Genomic DNA, 22,721 nt, shown 5'->3' with positions numbered 1-22,721 from the left:
GCCGGTCAGTCCCTCAGGTCGTTCAGCGCGATGACGCCGGCCGGGCCGGTGCGGCGCGGGGGCTCGCCGCCGAGTTCGGCGTCGTCGGCGATCCGGCCGTCGAAGAAGCTGATGACCCGGTCCGCGGCGCTGGCGAGCCGGGCGTCGTGGGTCACGAGGACGATGGTCTGCCCGCGCCGGTGGAACCGGCTCAGCAGCCGCATGACCTCGCGGGTGCCCTTGCTGTCGAGACTGCCGGCCGGTTCGTCGGCGAGGAGCAGGCGCGGGTGGTTGACCAGGGCGCGGGCGAGGGCGACGCGCTGCTGTTCGCCGCCGGACAGTTCGCCGGGCATGCTGCGGGCCTTGCCCTCCAGGCCGAGCTCGGCGAGGAGCTTCTCGCGCTCGGCGCGGGCCTGCCTGGCGGAGGTGCCGGCGAGGAGGGCGGGCAGTTCGACGTTGTCGGCGACGGTCAGGTTGGAGACCAGGTTGAAGAACTGGAAGACGATGCCGATGCGGCGGCGCCGTTCGACGGCCCACCGTGCCTCGCCGTACCCGTCGGTGCGCTCGCCGTCGAGCCACAGGGAGCCGCTGTCGGGGCGCTGGAGTCCGCCGAGCAGGTGCAGCAGCGTGGATTTCCCGGCTCCCGAGGGGCCGGTGACGGCGACGAACTCGCCGTGCCGTACGGAGAGGTCGACACCGCGCACGGCGTGGGCGGGGGCGCCCTCGCCGTGGTGGGTCTTGACCAGGCCCTCGGCGCGCAGCAGGGGCGTCGCGGGTATCGCGGAGGCGTCCGTCATCGCAGGTCCTCCAGTTCCTCCTGGCAGCGCTCCAGCCAGTCGAGGTCGGCCTGGAGGTGCAGCATGGCGCCCTCGATCAACAGGTGCGACATGCGGTTGCCGCGGTCTTCGGTCGCGGCCAGCTTGGAGAGGTTGCGCATGGTGTTGAGGTACTCGCGTCGCTGTTTGTTGATCAGGGCGATCTGGTCGGCGAGACCGGTGCGGGGGGCGAGGGCGAGTTTCATGAAGAACTCGTCCCGGACCCTCGGTTCGTCGGCCGTCTCCTCGAACCAGGCGCGCAGTGCTTCCTGCCCGGCGTCGGTGAGGCGGTAGATCTTCTTGTTGGGCCGGCTCTCCTGGGCGATCTCCTCGCCCTCGATGAGCCCGGACTTCTCCAGCCGGCCGAGTGTCACATAGATCTGGCCGACGTTGGTGGGAGGGTACGCGGCGCCCAGCAGTTGCTCAAGGTCCTGCTTGAGCTCGTAGCCGTGGGCGGGGCCACGGGCCAGGAGCGCGAGGAGGGGAAGGCGCACCCGTGCTGTCCTCCTCCGCGTGCTCCCGATGTGATGTGGGCTCTAGTATCGCCCATGCCTAACGGGTATACATGCCCGAGACGCGGACGCCGTCGTCCTGGTCCGGGTGCTCAGGGAGGAACCTATGCGGTGGATACGTGCCGCGGGTAGGGGTCTCCTCGTCGTCATGGTCGTGCTGACCGGGTACGCGGCTTCCGGCGTCGCTCCCGCGGGCCGGGCGCCCGACGGGGGGCGGGGGCCGATGACCCTGGCCACGGCCGGGGACCTCACCGGGTACCTGGGCCGGATCCTGGACGGCTGGAACCGGGCACATCCGGGCGAAAGGGTGACGCTGGTCGAGCTGCCGGACTCGGCGGACGAGACCCGGTCGCAGATGATCACGGACCTGCGGTCGGGGGCCGGCCGGTTCGACGTCCTCAACATCGACGTCGCGTGGACCTCGGAGTTCGCCGCCGCAGGGTGGATCGCGCCCGTGGACCGCGAGCGGTTCCCGCTGAGCAGCTTCCTGCCCCCGGTGGTGGACACGGCGACGTACGACGGCAGGCTGTACGCCGTTCCGTACGTCACCAACGCCGGGATGCTCTTCTACCGCAAGGACGTCCTCGACCGCGCGGGCCAGCGGCCGCCGCGGACGTGGGCGGAGCTGGAGCGGCAGGCGCGGACGCTCGCCCCGGCGTACGGGCTGCACGGGTACGCGGGCCAGTTCCTGCCGTACGAGGGGCTGACGGTGAACGCCGCGGAGGCGGTGTACTCGGCGGGCGGCACCATCCTCGGCGACGAGGGCGAGCGGGTCACGGTGGACTCCGCCGCGGCCCGCGGGGGGATCGGTTTCCTGGCGCGGGGTGTCCGGGACGGCTGGATCCCCCGGGAGGCCCTGACGTACACGGAGGAGGAGTCGCGGCAGGCGTTCCAGGAGGGCAGGCTGCTGTTCCTGCGCAACTGGCCGTACGCCTGGGCCGGCGCGTCCGGCGGCGACTCCCGGGTGGCGGGGAGGTTCGGCGCGGTGCCCCTGCCGGGCCCCCTCGGGCCGGGCACCAGCGTGCTGGGCGGCTCCAACCTGGCGGTGAGCAGGCATGCGCGGCACCCGGAGTCGGCGCGCGACCTCATCGCGTACCTGACGAGCGAGCGGGTGCAGCGCCGGGTGCTGGCCGAGGGCGCCCTGCCCCCGGTGCGTGCCGCCCTGTACGGGGACCCGGCGCTGGTCCGCCGCTTCCCGTACCTCACGGCGCTGCGGAGCAGTGTGCTGGCGGCGGCGCCGCGCCCCAAGAGCCCGCACTACGAGCAGGTCAGCCTGGCCGTGCAGGCGGTGGTGCACGACGCGATGGCGCAGCACCAGTCGCCCGAGGCGGCGGTGGGCCGGCTGGCCGGCGAGCTCGCGGCCATCGCCCGCCGCCGCTGACGCTCCCGTTCCCGAGCGCCTGGATAGTTACCCGTTAGGTAGCTGCGCATTCATGCCCCTGGTTCATATCCGGACATAAGCCGCCGGATTTCACTGTTTCGCGCACACTCGTTGACACCCTCTCGGCACGCCTACCTAACATGCATGCATAACCGCTATCCGCTCTGGATGGCGCGCACCCCTTCACGAAGAAACAGGTCAACGGGTGATGCTCACAGCTCCGGCCGATGACGGCCTCTCGCAGCACCTCACGCACCGGACCGCCCACCCCTGGTGGCGCGACGCGGTGATCTACCAGGTGTACGTCCGCAGCTTCCTGGACAGCACCGGTGACGGCATCGGCGACCTCGCCGGGGTCCGCGCCGGACTTCCGTACCTCAAGAAGCTCGGCGTCGACGGGATCTGGCTGAGCCCCTTCTACCCGTCCCCGCAGGCCGACCACGGGTACGACGTGGCCGACTACTGCGACGTGGACCCCGTCTTCGGCGACCTCGGCGAATTCGGCCGGCTGGTGACCGACGCGCACCGGCTGGGCGTCAAGGTGCTGCTGGACATCGTCCCCAACCACTGCTCCAGCGAGCACGCCTGGTTCCGCGAGGCGCTCGCCTCCGCTCCCGGCGGCGAGGCCCGTGCCCGGTTCCACTTCGCCGAGGGCCGCGGCCCCGGCGGCGACGTGCCGCCCAACAACTGGCACGCCATGTTCGGCGGTCCCGCCTGGAGCCGGGTCACCGAACAGGACGGCACCCCCGGCCAGTGGTACCTGCACATGTTCACGCCCGAGCAGCCGGACCTGAACTGGCGCAACCCCGAGGTGGCCGCCCACTTCGACCACGTCCTGCGCTTCTGGCTGGACCGGGGCGTGGACGGCTTCCGCGTCGACGTGGCCGCCGGCCTCTTCAAACACCCCGACCTGCCGGACTCCCCCGACCCCGAGGCCGACGCCCGCACCCGCGACTCGGTCAACCCGCTCGCCTGGAACCAGCCCGAGGTGCACGACGTGTGGCGCCACTGGCGCGCGGTCTGCGAGGAGTACACGGCCCGCGACGGCCGGGAACGGCTGCTCGTCGGCGAGGTGTCCGTGCCCAGCGCCCGGGAGCACGCCAAGTACGTCCGCCCCGACGAGCTGCACCAGGCGTTCTTCTTCGACCTGCTGAGCGCCCCGTGGGACGCCGGCAGCTTCCGCACGGTGATCGACGAGGCGATCCGGGACATCGTCGGCACCGGCTCCACCGTCACCTGGGTCCTCAACAACCACGACCAGGTGCGCACGGTGACCCGGTACGGCGAGTCCGGCACCGAGGGCAGCGGCCTGGGCGCCGCCCGGGCGCGGGCCGCGGCGCTGCTGATGCTGGCGCTACCGGGCGCCGCGTACATCTACCAGGGCGAGGAGCTGGGCCTGCCCGAGGTGGTGGACCTGCCGGACGAGGTGCTCACCGACCCGATCTTCCGGCGCACCGGCAACCGGGCCCGCGTCCGCGACGGCTGCCGCGTACCGCTGCCGTGGTCCGGGCACGCCTCGCCGTTCGGGTTCAGCACCGGCGCCGAGAGCGCCAAGCCGTGGCTGCCGCAGCCCGGCTGGTTCGCCGACCACGCCACCGACCGGGCGCTCGCCGACACGCGCTCGTTCTGGCACCTGTACCGCGACGGCCTGCAACTGCGGCACGGGCTGCCCCAGTTGGGCGAGGGCACCCTGCGCTGGCTGGACTCGCCGGCCGGCGTCCTGGCCTTCGAGCGCGGCGAGGGCCTCGTCTGCGCCGTGAACTTCACCGCCGAGCCGGTGCCCGCACCGGTGTCCGGCGCGCCCCTGCTGTCCAGCGGCCCCTGCCCGGCCGGCGTACTGCCCGGATCCACCGCCGCCTGGTGGACCGGTGACCACACCACCTCGGAGGTATCACGATGATGACGCGACGACGGATGGCGATGGCGTGCTGTTCGGCGCTGGCCCTGGCGCTGGGAGCGACCGCCTGCGGCGGCGGCCCGGTGAGCGCGGGCGGCGGGAGCAAGGAGCTCAGCGGCCAGACCCTCGACGTGGCCGGCGTGTGGTCCGGCGCCGAGCAGAAGAACTTCCAGAAGGTGCTGGACGCCTTCACCGAGAAGACCGGTGCCAAGACCCGGTTCACGTCGACCGGTGACAACGTCTCCACGGTCGTCGGCAGCAAGATCGAGGGCGGCAACGCCCCCGACGTGGTGATGGTCCCCCAGGTCGGCGTGCTCCAGCAGTTCGCGAGGAAGGGCTGGCTCAAGCCGCTGCCCACCCGCACCGTGAACGCCGTCCACACCAACTTCGCTCCCGTGTGGTCGATGTACGGCTCGGTCGACGGCAAGCTGTACGGCCTGTACTTCAAGGCCGCCCACAAGTCGACCGTGTGGTACAGCCCCGAGGCGTTCGAGCAGGCGGGCGTCAAGGCGCCGAAGACGTACGAGGAGATGCTGACGACCGCGCGGGCCGTCTCCGACTCCGGCCTCCCGGCCTTCGCGGTCGCCGGTGAGGACGGCTGGACGCTCACCGACTGGTTCGAGAACATCTACCTCTCCCAGGCGGGCCCCGAGAAGTACGACCGGCTGGCGAAGCACGAGATCCCCTGGACCGACCCCACCGTGGTGAAGGCCCTGACCACGCTCGGCACGCTGTTCTCCGACGGGAAGCTGATCGCGGGCGGCCCCAAGGGCGCGCTGGGCACCGACTTCCCCGGCTCCGTGGAGAAGGTCTTCGGTCCCGAACCCGAGGCCGGGATGGTGTACGAGGGCGACTTCGTCGCCGGGATGGCCAAGGACCAGTTCGGCAGGAAGATCGGCCAGGACGCCGCCTTCTTCCCCTTCCCCGCGGTCGCCGGCGGCAAGGCGCCGGTGGTCAGCGGCGGCGACGCGGCCGTGGTCCTGAAGGACGGCAAGCACCAGAAGGCCGCGGAGGCGTTCCTCGCCTTCCTGGCGACGCCCGAGGCGGCCGCCGTGTGGGCGGAGGCGGGCGGGTTCCTGTCCCCCAACAAGAAGCTGGACCTCGCCTCGTACGGCGACGACACGGCCCGCGAGACGGCCCAGTCGCTGATCGGCGCCGGGGACGCGGTGCGCTTCGACATGTCGGACCAGGCACCGGCCTCCTTCGGCGGCACCAAGGGCGTGGGCGAGTGGAAGCTGCTCCAGGACTTCCTGCGCGACCCGTCGGACCCGGCGGCGACCGCGGCGGCGCTCGAAGCCGCGGCGGCCAAGGCGTACAAGGGCTGACGACATGACCACCCTCACCGCTCCCGTGGGGGCCGCGGGTCCCCGGCGGCGCGCCCAGCGCCGCCGGCGGACCATCGCCGTCGCCTTCGTCCTCCCGGCGCTGCTGCTCCTCGGCGCGCTGGTCGTCTACCCGGTCCTGTTCTCCGTCGGGCGCAGCTTCTTCGACGCGGCCGGGACCCGGTTCGTGGGCGGGGAGAACTACGCGGAGATGTTCCGCGACCCCGCCACCCTGACCGCCATCCGCAACAGCGCCATCTGGGTGGTGGTCGCCCCGACGCTGCTCACCGGCCTGGGCCTGATCCTCGCCGTGCTGGTGGAGAAGGTCCGCTGGGCCACCGCGTTCAAGCTGCTGCTGTTCATGCCGATGGCCGTGTCCTTCCTCGCGGCGGGCATCATCTTCCGGCTCGCCTACGAGGAGGACCCCGACAAGGGCGTGCTCAACGCGGCGGTCGTCGGCGTGCACGACGCGTTCGCGGGCACGTCCTCCTACCCGAGCGCCCGGCCCAGGGACGACCAGGGCCTGCGCGAGGGCCCGGACGGGTCGTACGGCACGGCCGGGGCCGTCCCGCCGGGCCGGACCGTGAACCTCGGGCTGGTGGGCGTGCCGCCCAAGGAGGTGCCCGCCGGGGCGGAGCCCGCGTCGTCGGCGAAGGCCGGCCCGGACGAGCTGCGCGGCGCCGTCTACCTGGACTTCACGCCCGGCGGCGGAGGCCGGCCGGGCACGATCGACGCGGCCGAACGCGGCCTGCCGGGGCTGACGGTCGAGGCCGTACGGGACGGGCGGACGGTCGCCACGGCGACGACGGCGGCGGACGGCTCGTACCGCTTCGCGGACCTCCCGGACGGCTCGTACACGGTCCGGCTGCCCGCGGCGAACTTCGCGCCGCCGTACGAGGGCGTCTCCTGGCTCGGTCCGGCGCTCGTCACACCGGCGATCATCGGCGCCTACCTGTGGATCTGGACCGGATTCGCCATGGTGCTCGTCGGCGCCGGACTGTCGTCGCTGCCGCGGGACACGCTGGAGGCGGCGCGGATGGACGGGGCGAGCGAGTGGCAGGTGTTCCGCCGGATCACCGTGCCGCTGCTGGCGCCGGTGCTGACGGTCGTCTTCGTGACGCTGGTGATCAATGTGATGAAGGTCTTCGATCTGATCTACATCATCGCGCCGGGGCCGGTGCAGCAGGACGCCACGGTCCTCGCCACCCAGATGTGGCTTGTTTCCTTCGGCGGCGGCAACGACCAGGGGCTCGGCAGCGCACTCGGCGTGCTGCTCCTGCTGCTGGTCGTCCCCGCCATGGTGTTCAACGTCCGCCGCTTCCGCAGGAGCCAGTCATGAGCGCGACCGTCACCGCTCCCCCGTCGCACCCGTCCGCCCCGCCCCCGCCCGTCCGGCCCGCGCCGCCCCGGCCGCCGGGCGGCCGGCTCCGCCGCCTGCTGGGCCACGGCGTGGTGCAGGCGTTCCTCGTGGTGGTGGGCCTCGTCTGGATCACCCCGGTGGCCGGACTGCTGCTCTCCTCGCTCCGCTCGGCCAACGACAACGCGGCGAGCGGCTGGTGGACCGCGCTGGCCGGTCCGGGACAGCTGTCCTTCGACAACTACACGGCGCTGCTGGGCAACGCGGGCATCACCCGGGCCTTCTGGAACACCGTGCTGATCTCGGTGCCCACGACCGTGCTCGTGGTGGTCCTCGCGGCGCTCGCCGGCTACGCCTTCGCCTGGCTGGAGTTCCCCGGCCGGGACTGGATCTTCCTGCTGGTGGTGGCGCTGCTGGTGGTCCCGGTGCAGGTGGGCCTGCTGCCGGTCGCCAAGCTCTTCGGCCGGCTCGGCCTGTTCGGCACGATCCCCGGCGTGGTGCTCTTCCACGTCGCGTACGGGCTGCCGTTCGCGATCTTCCTGCTGCGCAACTACTTCGCCGACATCCCGCGCGAGATGCTGGAGGCCGCGCGGATGGACGGCGGCGGCGAGTGGCGGATCTTCACCCGGCTGGTACTGCCGGTGGGCCGGCCGGCCATCGCGAGTCTGGCGATCTTCCAGTTCCTGTGGGTGTGGAACGACATGCTGGTGGCCCTGCTGTTCGCGGACAGCTCCTCACAGCCCCTGACGGTGGAACTCCAGTCGCAGGTCCGCCAGTTCGGCAACAACATCGACGTCCTGGCGCCGGGCGCCTTCCTTTCCCTGATCGTGCCGGTGGTGGTGTTCTTCGCCTTCCAGCGGCACTTCGTCCAGGGCGTGATGGCCGGGTCGGTCAAGTGAGGCCACGGAGACGGGCGGGGCGCCTCACACGGGGGAGGCGCCCCGCCGCGCGAGGGTGAGGGAACGTCCGTCGCGACGGGGTGCCGCCGATCTCGAGGTCAGGGTCGCGGCTGGGGTGTCGATGGTGGCTTCGGTGATGGCCACCCGACGCTCTTTGTGGTGATGTCGGTGAGGCGTCCGTCGGTAATGGCGGCTCCACCTGGCACCGCGTTCCGGGTGAGTTCGCGGAACTGGGTCGGCGTGAGGCCGGCCAGTGCGTGGAATTCGTGAATCAGGTGGGCCTGGTCGTGGTAGCCGCAGGCAGCTGCGGTCAGGGCGAACGACCGGTCTGTCGAGGTCAGCAGGGTAATGGCGCGCTGGAATCGCAGGATGCGGGCGACGGTCTTCGCCGGGAGGCCGATCTGCTCGCGGAACAGCACTTGAAGGCGACGGCTACTGCGGCCGGTGACTTCGGCCAGCTCGGCGAGGGTGAGCGTGCCGTGGGACGCGGTAAGCCGATCCCACGACTGTCCGATCACGGGTGAGGGCACCGGGCCTTCCGTGAGCCGCTGCGCCAGGACGTCGTCGAGAACCGCGCAGCGCGCTGTCCAGTCCGGCGCCGCTGCCAGTCGGCCGGTCACCCTGGAGGTCCAGCCCCGGCCGAGGACCTCGTCGGGGTCGACCAGCGTCTCCGCGAAGTGACGCATGGGGGCGCCCCCCAAGCAGGTGTACGCCCCCAGGGGCGTGAACTCCACCTGCACCGCACGGACGGTACCGGTGTAGGAGCTCCGGAGCGCAGCACTACGCAGCCCCGCCACCAGATTGTGCCAAGCACTCCCCGACGGGTCCTGCCCACTTCCTGCGTGGATGCTCAAGGGATCGGCCCACCCGAGAAGCAACGTCACGGTAGCCGCCGGCAGGTTGACCCTGGGCTGCCCCAGGACACGTTGCAAGTGGTAGCCCCGATAGCTCACCACGTAGGGGCGCAACCAGCCCGGAGCCGGTCGCACCGAACGCTGGCCCGTAGCCTGCGCCATCCCGGACCCCCCTGATACCGGCCGGTGCGCTCCTGCCCACCCGTGCTCTGTTCAGCAGGTTGACGAACGCGCCAGAAGCAGTCTGCTCCCCCACACCCAGGCCGGTGAAGTTGGCATCAGGTCATCTCTACCGACTATCCGGACCCGCGCACGGATCCCTTCCGGGGCGCGGGTTCGCATTTTTACAAGCCGTACGGTGAGCGCTGCAGCAATCTGTTGCCCTACAAGCCGGGCGTTGAGGTCTGCCGAAGTCCGTACGCGCCACTATCGGCGCGTGCCCTTGATCTCCCGAGGGGACGATGAGGCGGCCGATACAGCAGGAGAAGGGATCAACAGAATGAAGAAACGTGCCCTTGCCGTTGTGGGCGGACTCGCCAGCACTCTGCTCTTCCTGGGCCAGACGGCCGCCCACGCCGAAGCGATTCGCTGTTACACCAGCCCGTCCTACCTCGGACATGCCGTGCTGGACATGACCCAGAACCTCTTTTACGTCGAAGACGGCGATGCAGACGCACGGCGGGTTGTCGCGAGTGCTTACAATTCCGCCGGCACCCGCCTGGCCTATGCCTACGACGCCAACGGCGCCGACAACGGTCCCGGAGCGGGTGTCTATGTTGACGCGTCACGCGTCTACAGGGTCACGACGTGCACACAGCGGGGCACGGACATCACGACCCGTGCCAACTGCTGGAACACCTACTTCTGAGTGCCTCGCCAAGTGGCTGCGTCCACCTCCAGCAGCGTTTGTGCGCGATACTTCCGCTGGCGCTGGGCGGTGGGAGGTACCAGCGGCGCGTACGGGCCGCTCACCGCCTCCGGCTACCAGAACGAGAAGACGCAGACGTACTCCTACGTCCGCCAGGGCCTCGACTCGTGAGACCCGTTCGAGGTGAAGGAGTGCCGAGTCGACGACGGAGTGGAAGTCGACTGCGGCGACCGGGACGTTCCGGAGCCCTTCAACAGCCACTGAACGGGCTGTAGGGCCGTGGCCACCGGCAGGGCCCCACTTCTGCCGGTGGCCACGGCCAGGGACACCGCTTCGGTGACCTGAGCGCCCCGCAGCGGCTCCAGGCGGCTGCGGTGAAGTTCGCCGCTGTCCCACGCCATCCGCGCAGGTCGCGGGATCGGAAACGGAGTCCGTCGGCCCGCCCTCGCGGAGGAGCGGGGTCGGCGCACCCGCCGTTCCCGCCTTCGGCGGAGTTCCGATCCGGCGGACCGCCGGTTCAGCGGATCGGCATGCCCGACAGGGTGCGGGCGATGACCAGGCGCTGGATCTCGCTGGTGCCTTCGAAGATGGTGTAGATCGCGGCGTCGCGGTGCATGCGCTCCACCGGGTATTCGCGGGTGAAGCCGTTGCCGCCGAGGATCTGGACGGCCTGGGCCGTGACCTTCTTGGCGACCTCGCTGGCGTAGAGCTTGGACATCGAGCCCTCGGCGGAGGTGAACGGCTTGCCGGTGGTGGCCATCCAGGAGGCGCGCCAGACCAGGAGGCGGGCCGCGTCGATCTGGGTGCGCATGTCGGCCAGCTGGAAGGCGACGCCCTGGTTGTCGATGATGGGGCGGCCGAACTGGACGCGCGTCCGGGCGTAGTCGAGCGCCACCTCGTACGCGGCGCGGGCGGTGCCCACGGCCATGGCGCCGACGGCGGGGCGGGACGCCTCGAAGGTCGCCATGGCGGCGTTCTTCACCCGCTCCCCGTCCTTGCCGGCCTTCGCAACCTTCTCGCGGGCGCGGGCGAGGCGCTCGTCGAGCTTGTCCTTGCCGCCGAGCAGGCAGGAGCCGGGGACGCGGACGTCGTCCAGGACGACCTCGGCGGTGTGGGAGGCGCGGATGCCGTGCTTCTTGAACTTCTGCCCCTGGGACAGTCCGGGGGTGCCCGGCGGGATGATGAAGGACGCGTGGCCCTTGGAGCCGAGCGCGGGGTCGACGACGGCGACGACGACGTGGACGTTGGCGATGCCGCCGTTGGTCGCCCAGGTCTTGGTGCCGTTGAGCACCCACTCGTCCTTGGCCTCGTCGTAGACCGCGCGGGTACGCATGGCGGCGACGTCCGAGCCGGCGTCGGGCTCGGAGGAGCAGAAGGCGGCGACCTTGACGTCGTCGGGCGTGCCGTACATCTGCGGGATCCAGGTGCCGATCTGCTCCTCGGTGCCGTTGGCGAGGACGCCGACGGCCGCCAGGCCCGTACCGACGATGGACAGGGCGATGCCCGCGTCGCCCCAGAACAGCTCCTCCATGGTCATCGGGATGCCGAGGCCGGTGGGGTCGAAGAACTGCTGGGCGTAGAAGTCGAGGGAGTAGATGCCGACCTTGGCGGCTTCCTGGATGATCGGCCAGGGGGTCTCCTCCCGCTCGTCCCACTCGGAGGCGGCCGGTCGGATCACGTCCTCGGCGAAGCCGTGCAGCCAGTCACGGACCTGCTTCTGGTCGTCATTGAGTTCAAAGGTGAACTCGGCCATGTTCCCTCCCGGCGTGTTACTAGCGGTAACCGCAGTCTGTTACCGGCAAGTAGACGCTGTCAACCGGCGGCCCCGACGGGCCGGGTGTTACGTTGCGCGGGTCTTAGGGACATCGCACGGGCGGGGAGACACGCTATGGAGACCACACACCGGACCGAGCAGCAGCGGTCGGCCGACCAGCGGCGACGCGAGCTGCTCGAGGCCGCCGACCGCGTGGTCCTCCGCGACGGGCCGCAGGCGTCCATGAACGCCATCGCGGCGGAGGCCGGCATCACCAAGCCGATCCTCTACCGGCACTTCGGCGACAAGGGCGGACTGTACCGCGCGCTCGCCACGCGCCACACGGACGCCCTGCTGGCCAACCTGCGCTCCGCCCTCGACGCGCCCGCCGACCGGCGCCGGCGGGTGGAGGCGACGCTCGACACGTACCTGACCGCCATCGAGGCCCGCCCCCAGGTGTACCGCTTCCTGATGCACCCGTCGGAGGAGACCGGCGGCGGGCAGCAGCCGGAGCACGGCTTCGACACGGGCCGCCACTCCGCCCCCGTGCTGCGCCGCATGGGCGAGGAGCTGGCCCGGGTGATCGCCGAACGCGTCGACCTGGGGCCGGAGAGCGAGGTGCTGGCCCGGGTGTGGGGGCACGGCATCGTCGGGATGATGCACGCCGCGGGCGACTGGTGGCTCGGTGAACGCCCCTGTTCCCGGGAGGAGTTGGTGCGGGGTCTGGCGGACCTGCTCTGGGGCCGCCTGGAGCAGGTCGACGACAGGGTGGACAGCCCCGGGTTCTGACCCGCGTTCCGGCCCGGCCGTCGGCGCGGCCGCCCGCCGGACGCCCTCCGTCAGCGGCCCCGGGCCCAGGGGGCTCGGCCCGCCGCGCGCAGGGCACGGGCGCGGCGCCACCCGGTGAGGCGGTCGGTGTAGACCGCGCCCTCCAGGTGGTCGCACTCGTGCTGGAGGCAGCGGGCGAAGAAGCCCGTGCCCTCGACGCGCACCGGCCTGCCGAGGCGGTCGACACCCTCGACCACCGCGCGGTCGAAGCGTTCCGTGCCGGCCTCGATGCCCGGCAGGGACAGGCAGCCCTCCGGCCCGCGCACCGTCACCCCGTCCGCCTCCACCAGGCGCGGGTTGACGACGTGGCCGAGGTGGCGGACGTCCTCGTCGTCGGGGCAGTCGTACACGAATACCCGCGACGCCACGCCGACCTGGTTCGCCGCGAGGCCGACGCCCTGCGCCGCGTACATCGTCGCGAACATGTCCTCGATGAGCCGGGACAGGGACGGACCGAAGTCGGTGACGGGCTCGCAGGGGGCGTGCAGGACCGGGTCGCCGAGCAGGGTCATGGCTCGTACATGGCCGGAACTGCCGGGGATCGGCCGGTTTCGCATGGCACTCAGCGTACGTTCCCGGCCGCTTCGGGGGTTTCGGCAGGTGGCGCGGTTCGGGCGCCCGGCCGGATCTCGATAGGCTGAGCCCGGACCCACGCTAGGAGGAACAAGGACGATGGCAGGCAACACGGAGCCGCTGTCGCCGCGCGCCAAGCTGGCCGTGACGGCAGGAAAGGCCGCAGCGGCGGTGTCACGCGCCGCGGGACGCGGCAGCGGATCGGTGATCGGCGGCCGGGTGGCGCTCAAGCTGGACCCCGAACTGCTCGGGCGGCTGGCGCAGCACCTGGACGTCGTCCTGGTGTCGGCGACCAACGGCAAGACCACCACCACACGGCTGATCGCCGAGGCACTGCGGGCCAGCGGCCCGGTCGTCTCGAACGCGCTCGGCGCGAACATGCCCGCGGGCATCACCTCCGCCCTCGCGGGCGGCTCGGACGCCAAGTACGGCGTGATCGAGGTCGACGAGAAGTACCTCGCCGGCGTCGCGCGCGACGTGGCCCCGAAGGCGATCGCGCTGCTCAACCTCTCCCGCGACCAGCTCGACCGCGCCGCCGAGACACGGATGCTCGCCGAGAAGTGGCGCGAGGGACTGTCCGGCACGAAGGCGGTCGTCATCGCCAACGCCGACGACCCGCTCGTCGTCTGGGCCGCGTCCTCCTCCGCCAACGTCGTGTGGGTGGCGGCCGGTCAGGAGTGGAAGGACGACGCCTGGTCGTGCCCCGCCTGCGGCGGTGTGATGCAGCGCCCCGGCGACGACTGGTTCTGCGGCGAGTGCGGCTTCCGCCGCCCCGCCCCCAGCTGGGCGCTCAGCGGCGACCACGTCCTGGACCCGCACGGTTCGGCGTGGCCGATCCACCTCCAGCTGCCGGGCCGCGCCAACCGGGCGAACGCCGCGACCTCCGCCGCCGTCGCGGCCGTGTTCGGCGTACCGCCGCAGGTGGCGCTGGAGCGCATGTACCAGGTGCAGGCGGTGGCCGGCCGGTACGACGTGGTCTCCTTCCAGGGCCGCGACCTGCGGCTGCTGCTGGCGAAGAACCCGGCGGGCTGGCTCGAGACGTTCTCGCTGATCGACCCGCCGCCGACGCCGGTCATCCTCTCCGTCAACGCCCGTGGCGCGGACGGCACGGACACGTCCTGGCTCTGGGACGTGGACTACACGCGGCTGGCCGGGCACCCGATCGTGGTGATCGGCGACCGGCGGCTGGACCTGGCGGTCCGGCTCGAGGTCGCGGGCCTGGACTTCCGGGTGTGCGAGACGGTCGACGAGGCCGTGCAGCTCTCCCCGCCCGGGCGGATCGAGCTGATCGCCAACTACACCGCGTTCCAGGACGTCCGCCGCCGCGTCGGCAACTGACCCCGAGAAGGATGAGCATGAGCGACAGCAGTCTGCGTCTCGTGTGGGTCTACCCGGACCTGCTCAGTACGTACGGAGACCAGGGCAACGCCCTCGTGGTGGAGCGGCGCGCGCGCCAGCGCGGCCTGGACGTGCAGCGGGTGGACGTGCGCAGCGACCAGCCGATCCCGACGTCCGGCGACATCTACCTGATCGGCGGCGGCGAGGACCGGCCGCAGCGGCTGGCGGCCGAGCGGCTGCGCCGCGACGGCGGTCTGAACCGCGCGGCCGAGAACGGCGCGATCATCTTCTCGGTGTGCGCCGGCTACCAGATCCTCGGCCACGAGTTCATCAACGACCTCGGGGAGCGGGAACCGGGTCTCGGCCTGCTCGACGTGATCTCGACGCGCGGCGAGGGCGCCCGCTGCGTCGGTGACGTACTGGCGGACATCGACCCGCGCCTGGGCCTGCCCCAGCTGACCGGGTTCGAGAACCACCAGGGCGTCACCCACCTGGGCCCGACGGCCCGGCCCTTCGCCCGGACGGTGTTCGGCAACGGCAACGGCACCGGGGACGGCACCGAGGGCGCGTTCAACGAGACCGTTTTCGGGACGTACATGCACGGACCGGTCATGGCGCGCAATCCGCAGATCGCGGACCTGCTGCTGAAGCTGGCCCTGGACGTGAACGCCCTGCCGCCGACCGACGACCGGTGGTACGAGGCGCTGCGCTCCGAGCGGATCGCGGCGGCCTCGCAGTCCGCCTGAGGAGCCGTCGACCCCCGGATCTCGTCGGTTCCTACGACTACCGTCCAGTAGTCGGATGCTCGTTTCGGCCCCGTCACCCAACGCCGGTAGGGTGGCGGGGATCCAACCGGACGACGTGGTCCGGGAGTCGGCCCACGTTGCAAAGGTATCTCGGGCTATGCGCATTGGTGTGCTCACCTCCGGCGGCGACTGCCCCGGTCTGAACGCCGTCATCCGTTCCGTCGTGCACCGCGCCGTCGTCGACCACGGTGACGAGGTCATCGGCTTCCACGACGGTTGGAAGGGCCTCCTGGAGTGCGACTACCGCAAGCTCGACCTGGACGCGGTGGCCGGCATCCTGGCCCGGGGCGGCACGATCCTGGGCTCCTCCCGGGTCCAGCCGGCGCACCTGGTCGACGGGGTCGAGCGCGCCAAGGGGCACGTCGCCGACCTCGGCCTCGACGCGATCATCCCGATCGGCGGCGAGGGCACCCTCAAGGCGGCGAACCTCCTCTCCCGGGCGGGGCTGCCGATCGTCGGCGTGCCGAAGACCATCGACAACGACATCGCGTCGACCGACGTCACCTTCGGGTTCGACACCGCCGTCGGGGTCGCCACCGAGGCGCTCGACCGGCTCAAGACGACGGCCGAGTCCCACCAGCGCGTGCTGATCGTCGAGGTCATGGGCCGCCACACCGGCTGGATCGCGCTGCACTCCGGCATGGCCGCCGGCGCGCACGCGATCGTCGTGCCCGAGCGGCCCTTCGACATCGGCGAGCTGACGACCCGGGTCGGGGCGCGGTTCGAGGCGGGCAAGAAGTTCGCCATCGTCGTGGTGGCCGAGGGTGCCAAGCCGCGCGCGGGCTCCATGGACTTCAACGAGGGCGGCAAGGACATCTACGGGCACGAGCGGTTCGCCGGCGTCGCCCAGCAGCTGGCCGGCGAGCTGGAGCACCGGCTCGGCAAGGAGGCCCGCGCGGTGATCCTCGGCCACGTCCAGCGGGGCGGCACGCCGACGGCGTACGACCGGGTCCTGGCGACGCGGTTCGGGTGGCACGCGGTGGAGGCCGCGCACCGGGGCGAATTCGGCATGCTGACCGCGCTGCGCGGTACGGACATCGTGATGGTGCCGCTGGCCCAGGCCGTGGAGACGCTGAAGACCGTGCCGTCGGAGCGGTACGACGAGGCCGAGACCGTCCTGTGACGCCCCCGTCGTGATCCTGGTCCGTTCCGGCCCACCCGCCCCCGGTCGCAGCCGCGATCGGGGGCGGTTCTAGTCTGGACCCCGCAAGCGGACAACCCCGTACGAAACGAATCAGGAGCCGGCGGATGGATCACAGCGGGCACGGCACGCACGACATGCCCATGGATCTGCCGCCGTTCAGCCTGGGGCGGGCCCTGGAGTTCTCGCCCGACCTCTTCTTCCTCACCGGCTGCCTGGTGGCCCTCGGCCTGTACGGGTGGGGCGTGGCGCGGTTGCGCCGGCGCGGGGACGCCTGGTCGGCCGGCCGGACCGTGTTCTTCACGGTGGGAGTGCTCAGCGTCGCGCTGGTCATGTGCACCCGGCTGAACGAATACGGCATGGTCATGTTCAGCGTGCACATGGTCCAGCACATGGTCATCAGCATGCTCTCGCCCATCCTGCTGCTGCTCGGAGCGCCGGTGACGCTGGCGCTGCGCGCCCTCCCGGTGGCGTCCCGGCGCGGCACCAAGGGGCCGCGCGAGCTGCTGCTGGCGCTGCTCCACAGCCGCTACATGCGGATCGTCACGCACCCGGTGTTCACGATCCCGCTGTTCATCGCGAGTCTGTACGCCCTGTACTTCACGCCGCTGTTCGACTTCCTGATGAGTTCCCGGCCGGGGCACATCGCGATGATGGTGCACTTCCTCGCGGTCGGCCTGGTGTTCTTCTGGCCGATCATGGGTGTGGACCCCGGGCCGCACCGGCCGGGTTACGTGATGCGGATGCTGGAGCTGTTCGCGGGCATGCCGTTCCACGCCTTCTTCGGCATCGCGCTGATGATGGCGACGGAGCCGATGGTCAAGGTGTACGGGAACCCGCCGGCCTCGCTCGGCATCGACGCCCTCGACGACCAGAACGCGGCGGGCGGCATCGCCTGGGCGTTCAGCGAGATCCCGTCCGTGCTGGTGCTGATCGCGCTGGTCTACCAGTGGTACCGGTCCGAGCAGCGCCAGGCGGTCCGCACGGACCGGGCGGCCGACCGGGACGGGGACAAGGAGCTGGAGGCGTACAACGCCTACCTCGCCTCCCTCCAGGCGCGCGGGCAGTAGCACCGGGCCGCGGCGCCCGGGCCGCGGCGCCGGGGCAGTAGCGCCGGGGCAGTAGCGCCGGGGCGGTAGCGCCGAGGCGGTAGCGCCGGGGCGGTAGCGCCGGGACCCTCTCCGGGGCGACCATGGCGGTACGGCCGCCATGAGGAGGACGCGCATGTCCGGTTCCACGAAGACGATGAGCGGGCTCACCATCGGGGCGCTGGTGGTGACGACGGCGTACACGGTGGCGCTCGGCAGCAACGGCTGGCTGTGGTTCGGCTGGGTGGTGCTCGGGCTGGTGACGATCGGCATGGCGGCGACCCGGGACTCGTGACCCGGGCCGGCCGGAACGCCTCAGAAGCGGAAGACCGGCCCGGTCGCGGTGTCCAGCACGCAGGCGTTCGGGTACGTCTTGCGCCAGTCCATCCGCAGACCGCGCCATTCCCCGACGGCACGGGCGGTGACCGGATCGAACCTCTTGGTGCACGGATGCCGGTCGCCGAGGAGCCGCTCGGGGTTCCCGCGTGCCGTGTCCAGGGCGGCGCACGCGCCCTCCGCGTCGGGGTGCGGGCCGCTGGGACGGGGTGAGCAGCGCAGCCGGACGCCCCGGATCCAGCTCTCGTCGCCGCCCGAGACGGTGAGGAACAGCCCCGCGTCCCCGTCGAGGACGGGGTCCTGGGTGTCGGCGTGGACGGGGACGGCCGCGGCGAGCGCGAGGAGGACGGCTGCTGCGGCGGTGGCACGGAGGGACATCTGGTACTCCCGGGGCCTCAGGTGTGGGCACACGCAGGGCCAGGCCACCCCCGCCCGGGCCCCGTCGCCAAGCCGCCGCGCCGCGCGGTACCGCGTACGGCCCACGCGTCACCGGCTCCGGGCGGGTGTCCGCTTCCCGTCGCGCCGGGCGGCGGCCACCGCGGCGAGGACCAGGCCGACGCCCAGCACGATCAGCCCGCGCAGCCACACCTCCGGCTCGACCTGGGTGGCGAGCAGCACGCAGGAGGCCGCGCCGAGCACCGGGAGCACGGTCGGCGCCCGGAAGTGCCCGGGGACGCCCGGGTCGCGGCGCAGGACGAGCACGGCGGTGTTGACCATGAAGAACACCACCAGGAGCAGCAGCACCAGGGTGGAGGCGAGGGTGGCGACGCTGCCCGTGAGGGCCAGCACCATCGACAGGGCCGTCGTGAGCGCGATCGCGGCCCACGGGGTGCGGCGCCCCGGCAGCACCTTCGTCAGGGCCGCGGGCAGCAGCCCGTCCCGGGCCATGCCGTAGGCGAGCCGGGAGGACATGATGCCGGTCAGCAGGGCGCCGTTGGCGACGGCGACCAGTGCGATCGCGCTGAACAGCCATACCGGTACGCCGCCCGCCGCCTTCACCACCTCCAGCAGCGGCCCGCTGGAAGCGGCCAGCGTGCCGGTCGGCACGGCGGCGGAGGCGGCCAGGCCGACGAGAACGTACACCGCGCCGGCCGTGAGGAGCGCGCCGAACAGGGCGCGCGGGTAGGAGCGCCGGGGGTCGCGGGTTTCCTCGGCGACGTTGACCGAGGTCTCGAAGCCCACGAAGGAGTAGTACGCGAGGACGGCGCCGCTCAGCACGGCGGCGGCGGCCCCGTGCTCGGGGGTGCCGAGCCGGGTGAGCCGGTCGGGGTCGCCGTCGCCCCGCAGCAGCAGCCAGGCGCCCAGCACGACGATGATCGCCAGGCCGCCCAGCTCGATGAGGGTGGCCACCACGTTGGCGCGGGTGGACTCCTGGATGCCGCGGGCGTTGAGCAGGGCGAGGGCCGCCAGGAACACCACCGCGACCAGGGCGACGGGGAGCGTGACGAAGGCCGTCAGGTAGTCGCCGGCAAAGCCCCGGGCGAGCGCGCCGACGGAGACGATCCCGGCGGCGAGCATGCAGAAACCGGCCAGGAACCCGGCGAACGGGCCGTAGGCCCGGGTGGCGTAGTGGGAGGCGCCACCGGCACGCGGGTACTTGGTGGCGAGCTCCGCGTAGGAGGCCGCTGTGAGCAGGGCCAGCGCGAGGGCGGCGGCGAGCGGCACCCAGACGGCGCCTCCGGAGTCGGCGGCGACCTGGCCGATCAGGACGTACACACCGGCGCCGAGGACGTCGCCGAGGATGAAGAAGTACAGGAGGGGGGTGGTGAGCGCGCGCTTGAGCGGCTGATCGTTCGCTGTCGACATGAGGGCCCGTCTGCCCCGGATGCCGGACGGCAGGCGGGACCTTGGTCACTGGTGGGGGGGTGGCTCGGTTGAGGGCGGGAGGGCGCGGGGGCGGAGCGTCAGCGGCGCATGGGGCCCCAGGGGCGGCGCTGGCGGGCCACTTCGTCCTCCGCCTCCTCGATGACCGTCAGGTCGATCCAGCTGACCGGTTCGATGTCGCGGACCAGCGGTTCGTTGTCGGGGCCGCGGCCGACCTCGCGTCCGCGCAGCGTCCAGGGGCGTACGTCACCGTCCCGGTCGCGGCGCAGGTGGCAGTAGTCGTACAGCCGGCGCGCGACCCACAGGCGCAGGGAGCGGTCGCCCCACCAGGACTCCACCTGGAGGGGGTTCGCCGACAGGCCGGGCATGGGGATCCCGGTGAGCTCGTCGACGCTGCGGGTGGCGTCCAGGTCGCGGGCGGGGCCCCGGGACCAGCGGACGTAGAGCGGCCCCTGGTGTTCCACCAGTTCCCCCAGTTCCCGCAGGGAGCGCACGGTGGGCAGCTCGGTCTCCCCCTCCGGGGTCACGGGCCGGTCGGTCGTGTACGTCATGGGTCCACCCTCCTCGTCGTACGGAGGACCACCGCATACCCCGACATTTTCCGGCGACGCGCCGCTTCCCACCACGCGACCGGCGCCCCGCCCACCAACGTGTGTACGGGGCACCCACAGGGCGCACGCGTGTGCGCACGGTAGCGCAGGGGGCGCTCAGAGGTACCAGGCGTGCGCCCCGCACGTACCTCGGGGCGATGTTCCGGCCCGGCCGCTCGGGGAAGCCGGATGGGTGGCCGTGCGGCCACCCGGCGTGATCGGCCGGGAAAACCGGGAGGGGATGGCATGACGAAGGTGCTGGTGTTGCACAGCGTCAGTCTGCTGAGGTCGGCGCTGGTGGCGCTGCTGAGATCGGAGGGGGCGTTCGACGTGTTCTCGGCCGGCTGGCGCTCGGCCGGCAGGCACGTCGGGGCGTTACGGCCGGACGTGTGCGTGGTGGACCTCGACTGTCCTGGGGCGGGGGCGCTGCTGGACGGCGGGGCGGACACGGACCGCGAGCTGCTGGGCGCCGGTACGGCGCTGCTGGTGCTGGCGTCGGCGGGGCGGCCGGGGGCGCTGCGCCGGGCGTTCGAGGCGCGGGCGCTGGGTTACGTGGACAAGCACGGTTCACCGCACCGGCTGGTGCGGGGCATCCGCAAGGTCGCGGAGGGCGAGCGGTTCGTGGACGAATCGCTCGCCTTCGGTTTTCTGGAAGCGTCCCGCATGCCGCTCACCGCGCGGGAGCTGAGTGTGCTGGCCCGCGCGGCGGAGGGGGAGTCCATCGCGGAGATAGCGCGGGGCCTGCACCTGTCGAACGGGACGGTGCGCAACTACATGGCGTCGGTCACCCGGAAGGTCGGCGCCCGCAACCGGATCGACGCCATCCGGATATCGCAGGGAGCCGGGTGGGTGTAGGGGCCCGGAGGGTCAGGCCGCGTCGGGCTGCCACAGCCCGGCGAGGTCCCGGTAGAGGGTCGAACGGGCGAGCAGCTCGTGGTGCGGGGCGCACTGGGCGCGGTCGCCGTCCAGCACCAGGACCCGGTCCGCCCGTACGGCGGACGAGACGCGGTGGGCGACGACCACCAGGGCGCCGGGCCGGGCGGCGAGCGCGCGCTCGGCCTGTTCCTCCGTGTCGGGGTCGAGGTGGCACGTCGCCTCGTCCAGGAGCAGCAGCGGGGCGGGCGACAGGTAGGCGCGGCCGAGCGCGAGGCGTTGCCGTTCGCCCTGCGACAGCCGGCCCGGGTCGATCACCGCGTCCGGGCCGCCGAGCCGCCGGACGAGCGGCCCGAGCCCGAGCGCGTCCACCGCCCGCCGCACCTCTTCGGGCGTGGCGCCCGGGTGGAGGTAGCGGAGGTTGTCCAGGACGGTGCCGGTGAAGACGTACGCCTGCTGGGGCAGCAGGGCGGGTGCGCCCGGCACGGTGACGGTGCCGGCGGTCGGGGCGACGAGCCCGGCGAGGAGGGCGGTCAGGGTGGACTTGCCGATGCCGCTCGGCCCCACGACGGCGAGGTGCTCCCCCGGCCCGACGACCAGGTCGAGGCCGTCCAGCACCGGGCGCGCCCCGGGGCCGTAGGCGAAGGTGACGCCGCGCAACTCGGCGGCCGGCGCGGTGGGGACGGGGCCGGAACGGGTGCCGGGCGGCACGGGGCGGTCCCGCACCGGCGGCGGGAGCACCGGCGGCCGGGGCACCGCGGAGTCGCCCGGCGGGTCGGTGAAGCGCTCCAGGACCACCAGCAGCCGGGTGCCCGCCGCCCCCAGCGCGGTCATCAGCGCGTCCAGCGCCGGCAGCAGGGCCTGCACCAGATAGGTGAGGGCGCCGAGCAGGGCGCCCGCGGTGACCCCTTCGCGCAGCAGCCACGGGGTGGCCACCAGCAGCGCGACGACCGGCAGCCGGCCCGCCGCGCCCAGGGCGAGCGTACGGACGGCGGCCCAGCGGGCCAGCCGGCGGGACAGCCGGGCCTCGGCGTCGACGAGCCGCCCCGCCTCGGCGGCGACGTGCCCCCCGCCGCCGCACGCGGTCACGTCCCGCAGCCCGGCGCCGGCCGCGCCGACCCGGGCCGACAGCGCCTCGTCGGCGTCGAGGAACGCGCGCTGGACGGCGGCCATCGGGGCGAGGGTGGCGAGGAAGACCGCCAGTCCGAGCAGGAGCGGCGGCAGGACGACGAGCGTCAGCGCGGGTTCCAGGGAGGCCATGCCGAGCAGCGCCCCGAGAGCGGTGAAGACGAAGGACCGGGCGGTCAGGACGAGACCGGCGAAGCTGTCGCGGGCGATCTCGGTCTGATGGGTGAGCCGGGAGACGGCCGTGCTTCCGGCCGCGCCCTCGGCGCGCGCCGGGTCCGCCACCGCCGCCGCGAGGGCGTGCGCCACGGCACGGCGGACCAGGCCGTCGCGCAGCGGTTCGACCAGGCCCGCCAGCCCGGTGAACACCCCGCGCACGGCGAGCCCGCCGAGGAGCGCGCCGGCCGCGGCCACCGCCAGCCAGAGCAGGCCCACGCCGGTGCGCCCGGCGAGGAAGCCGTCGTCCAGCGCGCGGGCGACGCCGTAGCCGCCGAGGAAGGTGTGGGCGGACTCCAGCAGCGACCAGGCGGCGAGGCGCAGCACGTCGCGTCTGTGCCGGCGC

General features: G+C 72.5%; 23 protein-coding genes. 14 read left to right on the top strand and 9 right to left on the bottom strand.

Going from position 1 to position 22,721, the window contains the following annotated elements; genetic code table 11:
- Positions 1 to 5 precede the first annotated feature (5 nt).
- Together AC07DW_RS10010 and AC07DW_RS10005 are read right to left on the bottom strand one after the other, a co-directional pair.
- The gene (locus AC07DW_RS10010; protein ID WP_478857148.1) at positions 6 to 776 is read right to left on the bottom strand and encodes an ABC transporter ATP-binding protein; all 771 of its coding nucleotides are present in this window, start codon (positions 774 to 776) and stop codon (positions 6 to 8) included.
- The gene (locus tag AC07DW_RS10005) at positions 773 to 1,288 is read right to left on the bottom strand and encodes a PadR family transcriptional regulator (protein ID WP_478857147.1); all 516 of its coding nucleotides are present in this window, start codon (positions 1,286 to 1,288) and stop codon (positions 773 to 775) included. Before AC07DW_RS10005 ends, AC07DW_RS10010 begins: the two co-directional genes overlap by 4 nt.
- A 124-nt stretch (positions 1,289 to 1,412) precedes the next feature.
- Between AC07DW_RS10005 and AC07DW_RS10000 the strand changes: the two genes are divergently transcribed.
- From AC07DW_RS10000 to AC07DW_RS09980, 5 genes are all read left to right on the top strand, one after another.
- On the top strand, positions 1,413 to 2,687 hold the full coding sequence (locus AC07DW_RS10000; protein ID WP_478857146.1) for an ABC transporter substrate-binding protein: 1,275 nt from the start codon (positions 1,413 to 1,415) through the stop codon (positions 2,685 to 2,687).
- 208 nt (positions 2,688 to 2,895) lie between these two features.
- The gene (locus tag AC07DW_RS09995) at positions 2,896 to 4,587 is read left to right on the top strand and encodes a glycoside hydrolase family 13 protein (protein ID WP_478857145.1); all 1,692 of its coding nucleotides are present in this window, start codon (positions 2,896 to 2,898) and stop codon (positions 4,585 to 4,587) included.
- Positions 4,584 to 5,909, top strand: coding sequence for an ABC transporter substrate-binding protein (locus tag AC07DW_RS09990; RefSeq protein WP_478857144.1), 1,326 nt, complete (start codon positions 4,584 to 4,586; stop codon positions 5,907 to 5,909). The genes AC07DW_RS09995 and AC07DW_RS09990 overlap by 4 nt, the downstream gene beginning before the upstream one ends.
- 4 nt (positions 5,910 to 5,913) lie before the next feature.
- Positions 5,914 to 7,245, top strand: a complete 1,332-nt coding sequence (locus AC07DW_RS09985) for a carbohydrate ABC transporter permease (protein WP_478857143.1) — start codon at positions 5,914 to 5,916, stop codon at positions 7,243 to 7,245.
- Complete coding sequence (locus tag AC07DW_RS09980) at positions 7,242 to 8,162, top strand: carbohydrate ABC transporter permease (protein ID WP_478857142.1); 921 nt, start codon at positions 7,242 to 7,244, stop codon at positions 8,160 to 8,162. Before AC07DW_RS09985 ends, AC07DW_RS09980 begins: the two co-directional genes overlap by 4 nt.
- A gap of 98 nt (positions 8,163 to 8,260) precedes the next feature.
- Here AC07DW_RS09980 and AC07DW_RS09975 read toward each other — a convergent pair whose 3' ends face one another.
- Entirely contained in the window at positions 8,261 to 8,902 is a 642-nt protein-coding gene (locus AC07DW_RS09975) for a helix-turn-helix domain-containing protein (RefSeq protein WP_478857141.1), read from the bottom strand.
- 550 nt (positions 8,903 to 9,452) lie between these two features.
- Here AC07DW_RS09975 and AC07DW_RS09970 point away from each other — a divergent pair.
- Together AC07DW_RS09970 and AC07DW_RS09965 are read left to right on the top strand one after the other, a co-directional pair.
- Positions 9,453 to 9,884, top strand: a complete 432-nt coding sequence (locus AC07DW_RS09970) for a hypothetical protein (protein WP_478857140.1) — start codon at positions 9,453 to 9,455, stop codon at positions 9,882 to 9,884.
- A gap of 12 nt (positions 9,885 to 9,896) precedes the next feature.
- Positions 9,897 to 10,055: a hypothetical protein gene (locus AC07DW_RS09965; protein WP_478857139.1), complete on the top strand. Its 159-nt coding sequence runs from the start codon at positions 9,897 to 9,899 to the stop codon at positions 10,053 to 10,055.
- A 346-nt stretch (positions 10,056 to 10,401) separates the two neighbouring features.
- On the opposite strand, the gene AC07DW_RS09960 is transcribed toward AC07DW_RS09965, so the two are convergent.
- Positions 10,402 to 11,637 carry an acyl-CoA dehydrogenase family protein gene (locus AC07DW_RS09960; RefSeq protein WP_478857138.1) on the bottom strand — a complete coding sequence of 412 codons (1,236 nt, stop codon included), beginning with the start codon at positions 11,635 to 11,637 and terminating at the stop codon, positions 10,402 to 10,404.
- A 135-nt stretch (positions 11,638 to 11,772) separates the two neighbouring features.
- Between AC07DW_RS09960 and AC07DW_RS09955 the strand changes: the two genes are divergently transcribed.
- Positions 11,773 to 12,426, top strand: coding sequence for a TetR/AcrR family transcriptional regulator (locus AC07DW_RS09955; RefSeq protein WP_478857137.1), 654 nt, complete (start codon positions 11,773 to 11,775; stop codon positions 12,424 to 12,426).
- 50 nt (positions 12,427 to 12,476) lie between these two features.
- On the opposite strand, the gene def is transcribed toward AC07DW_RS09955, so the two are convergent.
- Entirely contained in the window at positions 12,477 to 13,022 is a 546-nt protein-coding gene (def, locus tag AC07DW_RS09950; protein WP_478857136.1) for a peptide deformylase, read from the bottom strand.
- 115 nt (positions 13,023 to 13,137) lie between these two features.
- Here def and AC07DW_RS09945 point away from each other — a divergent pair, with 115 nt between their 5' ends.
- The 5 genes from AC07DW_RS09945 (at position 13,138) to AC07DW_RS09925 (ending at position 17,706) form a co-directional block, all read left to right on the top strand.
- Positions 13,138 to 14,376, top strand: coding sequence for a MurT ligase domain-containing protein (locus tag AC07DW_RS09945; protein WP_478857135.1), 1,239 nt, complete (start codon positions 13,138 to 13,140; stop codon positions 14,374 to 14,376).
- Positions 14,377 to 14,393: 17 nt separating this feature from the next.
- On the top strand, positions 14,394 to 15,122 hold the full coding sequence (locus AC07DW_RS09940; RefSeq protein ID WP_478857134.1) for a type 1 glutamine amidotransferase: 729 nt from the start codon (positions 14,394 to 14,396) through the stop codon (positions 15,120 to 15,122).
- Between the two features lie 157 nt (positions 15,123 to 15,279).
- Entirely contained in the window at positions 15,280 to 16,305 is a 1,026-nt protein-coding gene (locus AC07DW_RS09935) for a 6-phosphofructokinase (RefSeq protein WP_478857133.1), read from the top strand.
- Between the two features lie 125 nt (positions 16,306 to 16,430).
- Positions 16,431 to 17,393 carry a cytochrome c oxidase assembly protein gene (locus tag AC07DW_RS09930; protein ID WP_478857132.1) on the top strand — a complete coding sequence of 321 codons (963 nt, stop codon included), beginning with the start codon at positions 16,431 to 16,433 and terminating at the stop codon, positions 17,391 to 17,393.
- A 154-nt stretch (positions 17,394 to 17,547) separates the two neighbouring features.
- Entirely contained in the window at positions 17,548 to 17,706 is a 159-nt protein-coding gene (locus AC07DW_RS09925; protein WP_189552017.1) for a hypothetical protein, read from the top strand.
- A gap of 20 nt (positions 17,707 to 17,726) precedes the next feature.
- Here AC07DW_RS09925 and AC07DW_RS09920 read toward each other — a convergent pair whose 3' ends face one another.
- The 3 genes from AC07DW_RS09920 to AC07DW_RS09910 all read right to left on the bottom strand — a co-directional run bounded on the left by AC07DW_RS09920 (position 17,727) and on the right by AC07DW_RS09910 (position 20,122).
- Positions 17,727 to 18,125, bottom strand: coding sequence for an SSI family serine proteinase inhibitor (locus AC07DW_RS09920; RefSeq protein WP_478857131.1), 399 nt, complete (start codon positions 18,123 to 18,125; stop codon positions 17,727 to 17,729).
- Between the two features lie 108 nt (positions 18,126 to 18,233).
- On the bottom strand, positions 18,234 to 19,553 hold the full coding sequence (locus AC07DW_RS09915; protein ID WP_478857130.1) for an APC family permease: 1,320 nt from the start codon (positions 19,551 to 19,553) through the stop codon (positions 18,234 to 18,236).
- A 98-nt stretch (positions 19,554 to 19,651) separates the two neighbouring features.
- Positions 19,652 to 20,122 (bottom strand): DUF6098 family protein, encoded by a 471-nt coding sequence (locus tag AC07DW_RS09910; protein WP_478857129.1) that lies wholly within the window; start codon positions 20,120 to 20,122, stop codon positions 19,652 to 19,654.
- Positions 20,123 to 20,407: 285 nt separating this feature from the next.
- Here AC07DW_RS09910 and AC07DW_RS09905 point away from each other — a divergent pair, with 285 nt between their 5' ends.
- A complete protein-coding gene (locus AC07DW_RS09905; protein WP_478857128.1) occupies positions 20,408 to 21,016 on the top strand; it encodes a response regulator transcription factor in 609 nt (202 codons plus the stop codon).
- A 12-nt stretch (positions 21,017 to 21,028) separates the two neighbouring features.
- Here AC07DW_RS09905 and AC07DW_RS09900 read toward each other — a convergent pair whose 3' ends face one another.
- Positions 21,029 to 22,702, bottom strand: coding sequence for an ATP-binding cassette domain-containing protein (locus AC07DW_RS09900; protein WP_478857127.1), 1,674 nt, complete (start codon positions 22,700 to 22,702; stop codon positions 21,029 to 21,031).
- Positions 22,703 to 22,721: the final 19 nt, after the last annotated feature.

The organism is Streptomyces sp. NPDC045701, assembly GCF_056432045.1.
This window is presented reverse-complemented; position numbering and strand designations above follow the sequence as displayed.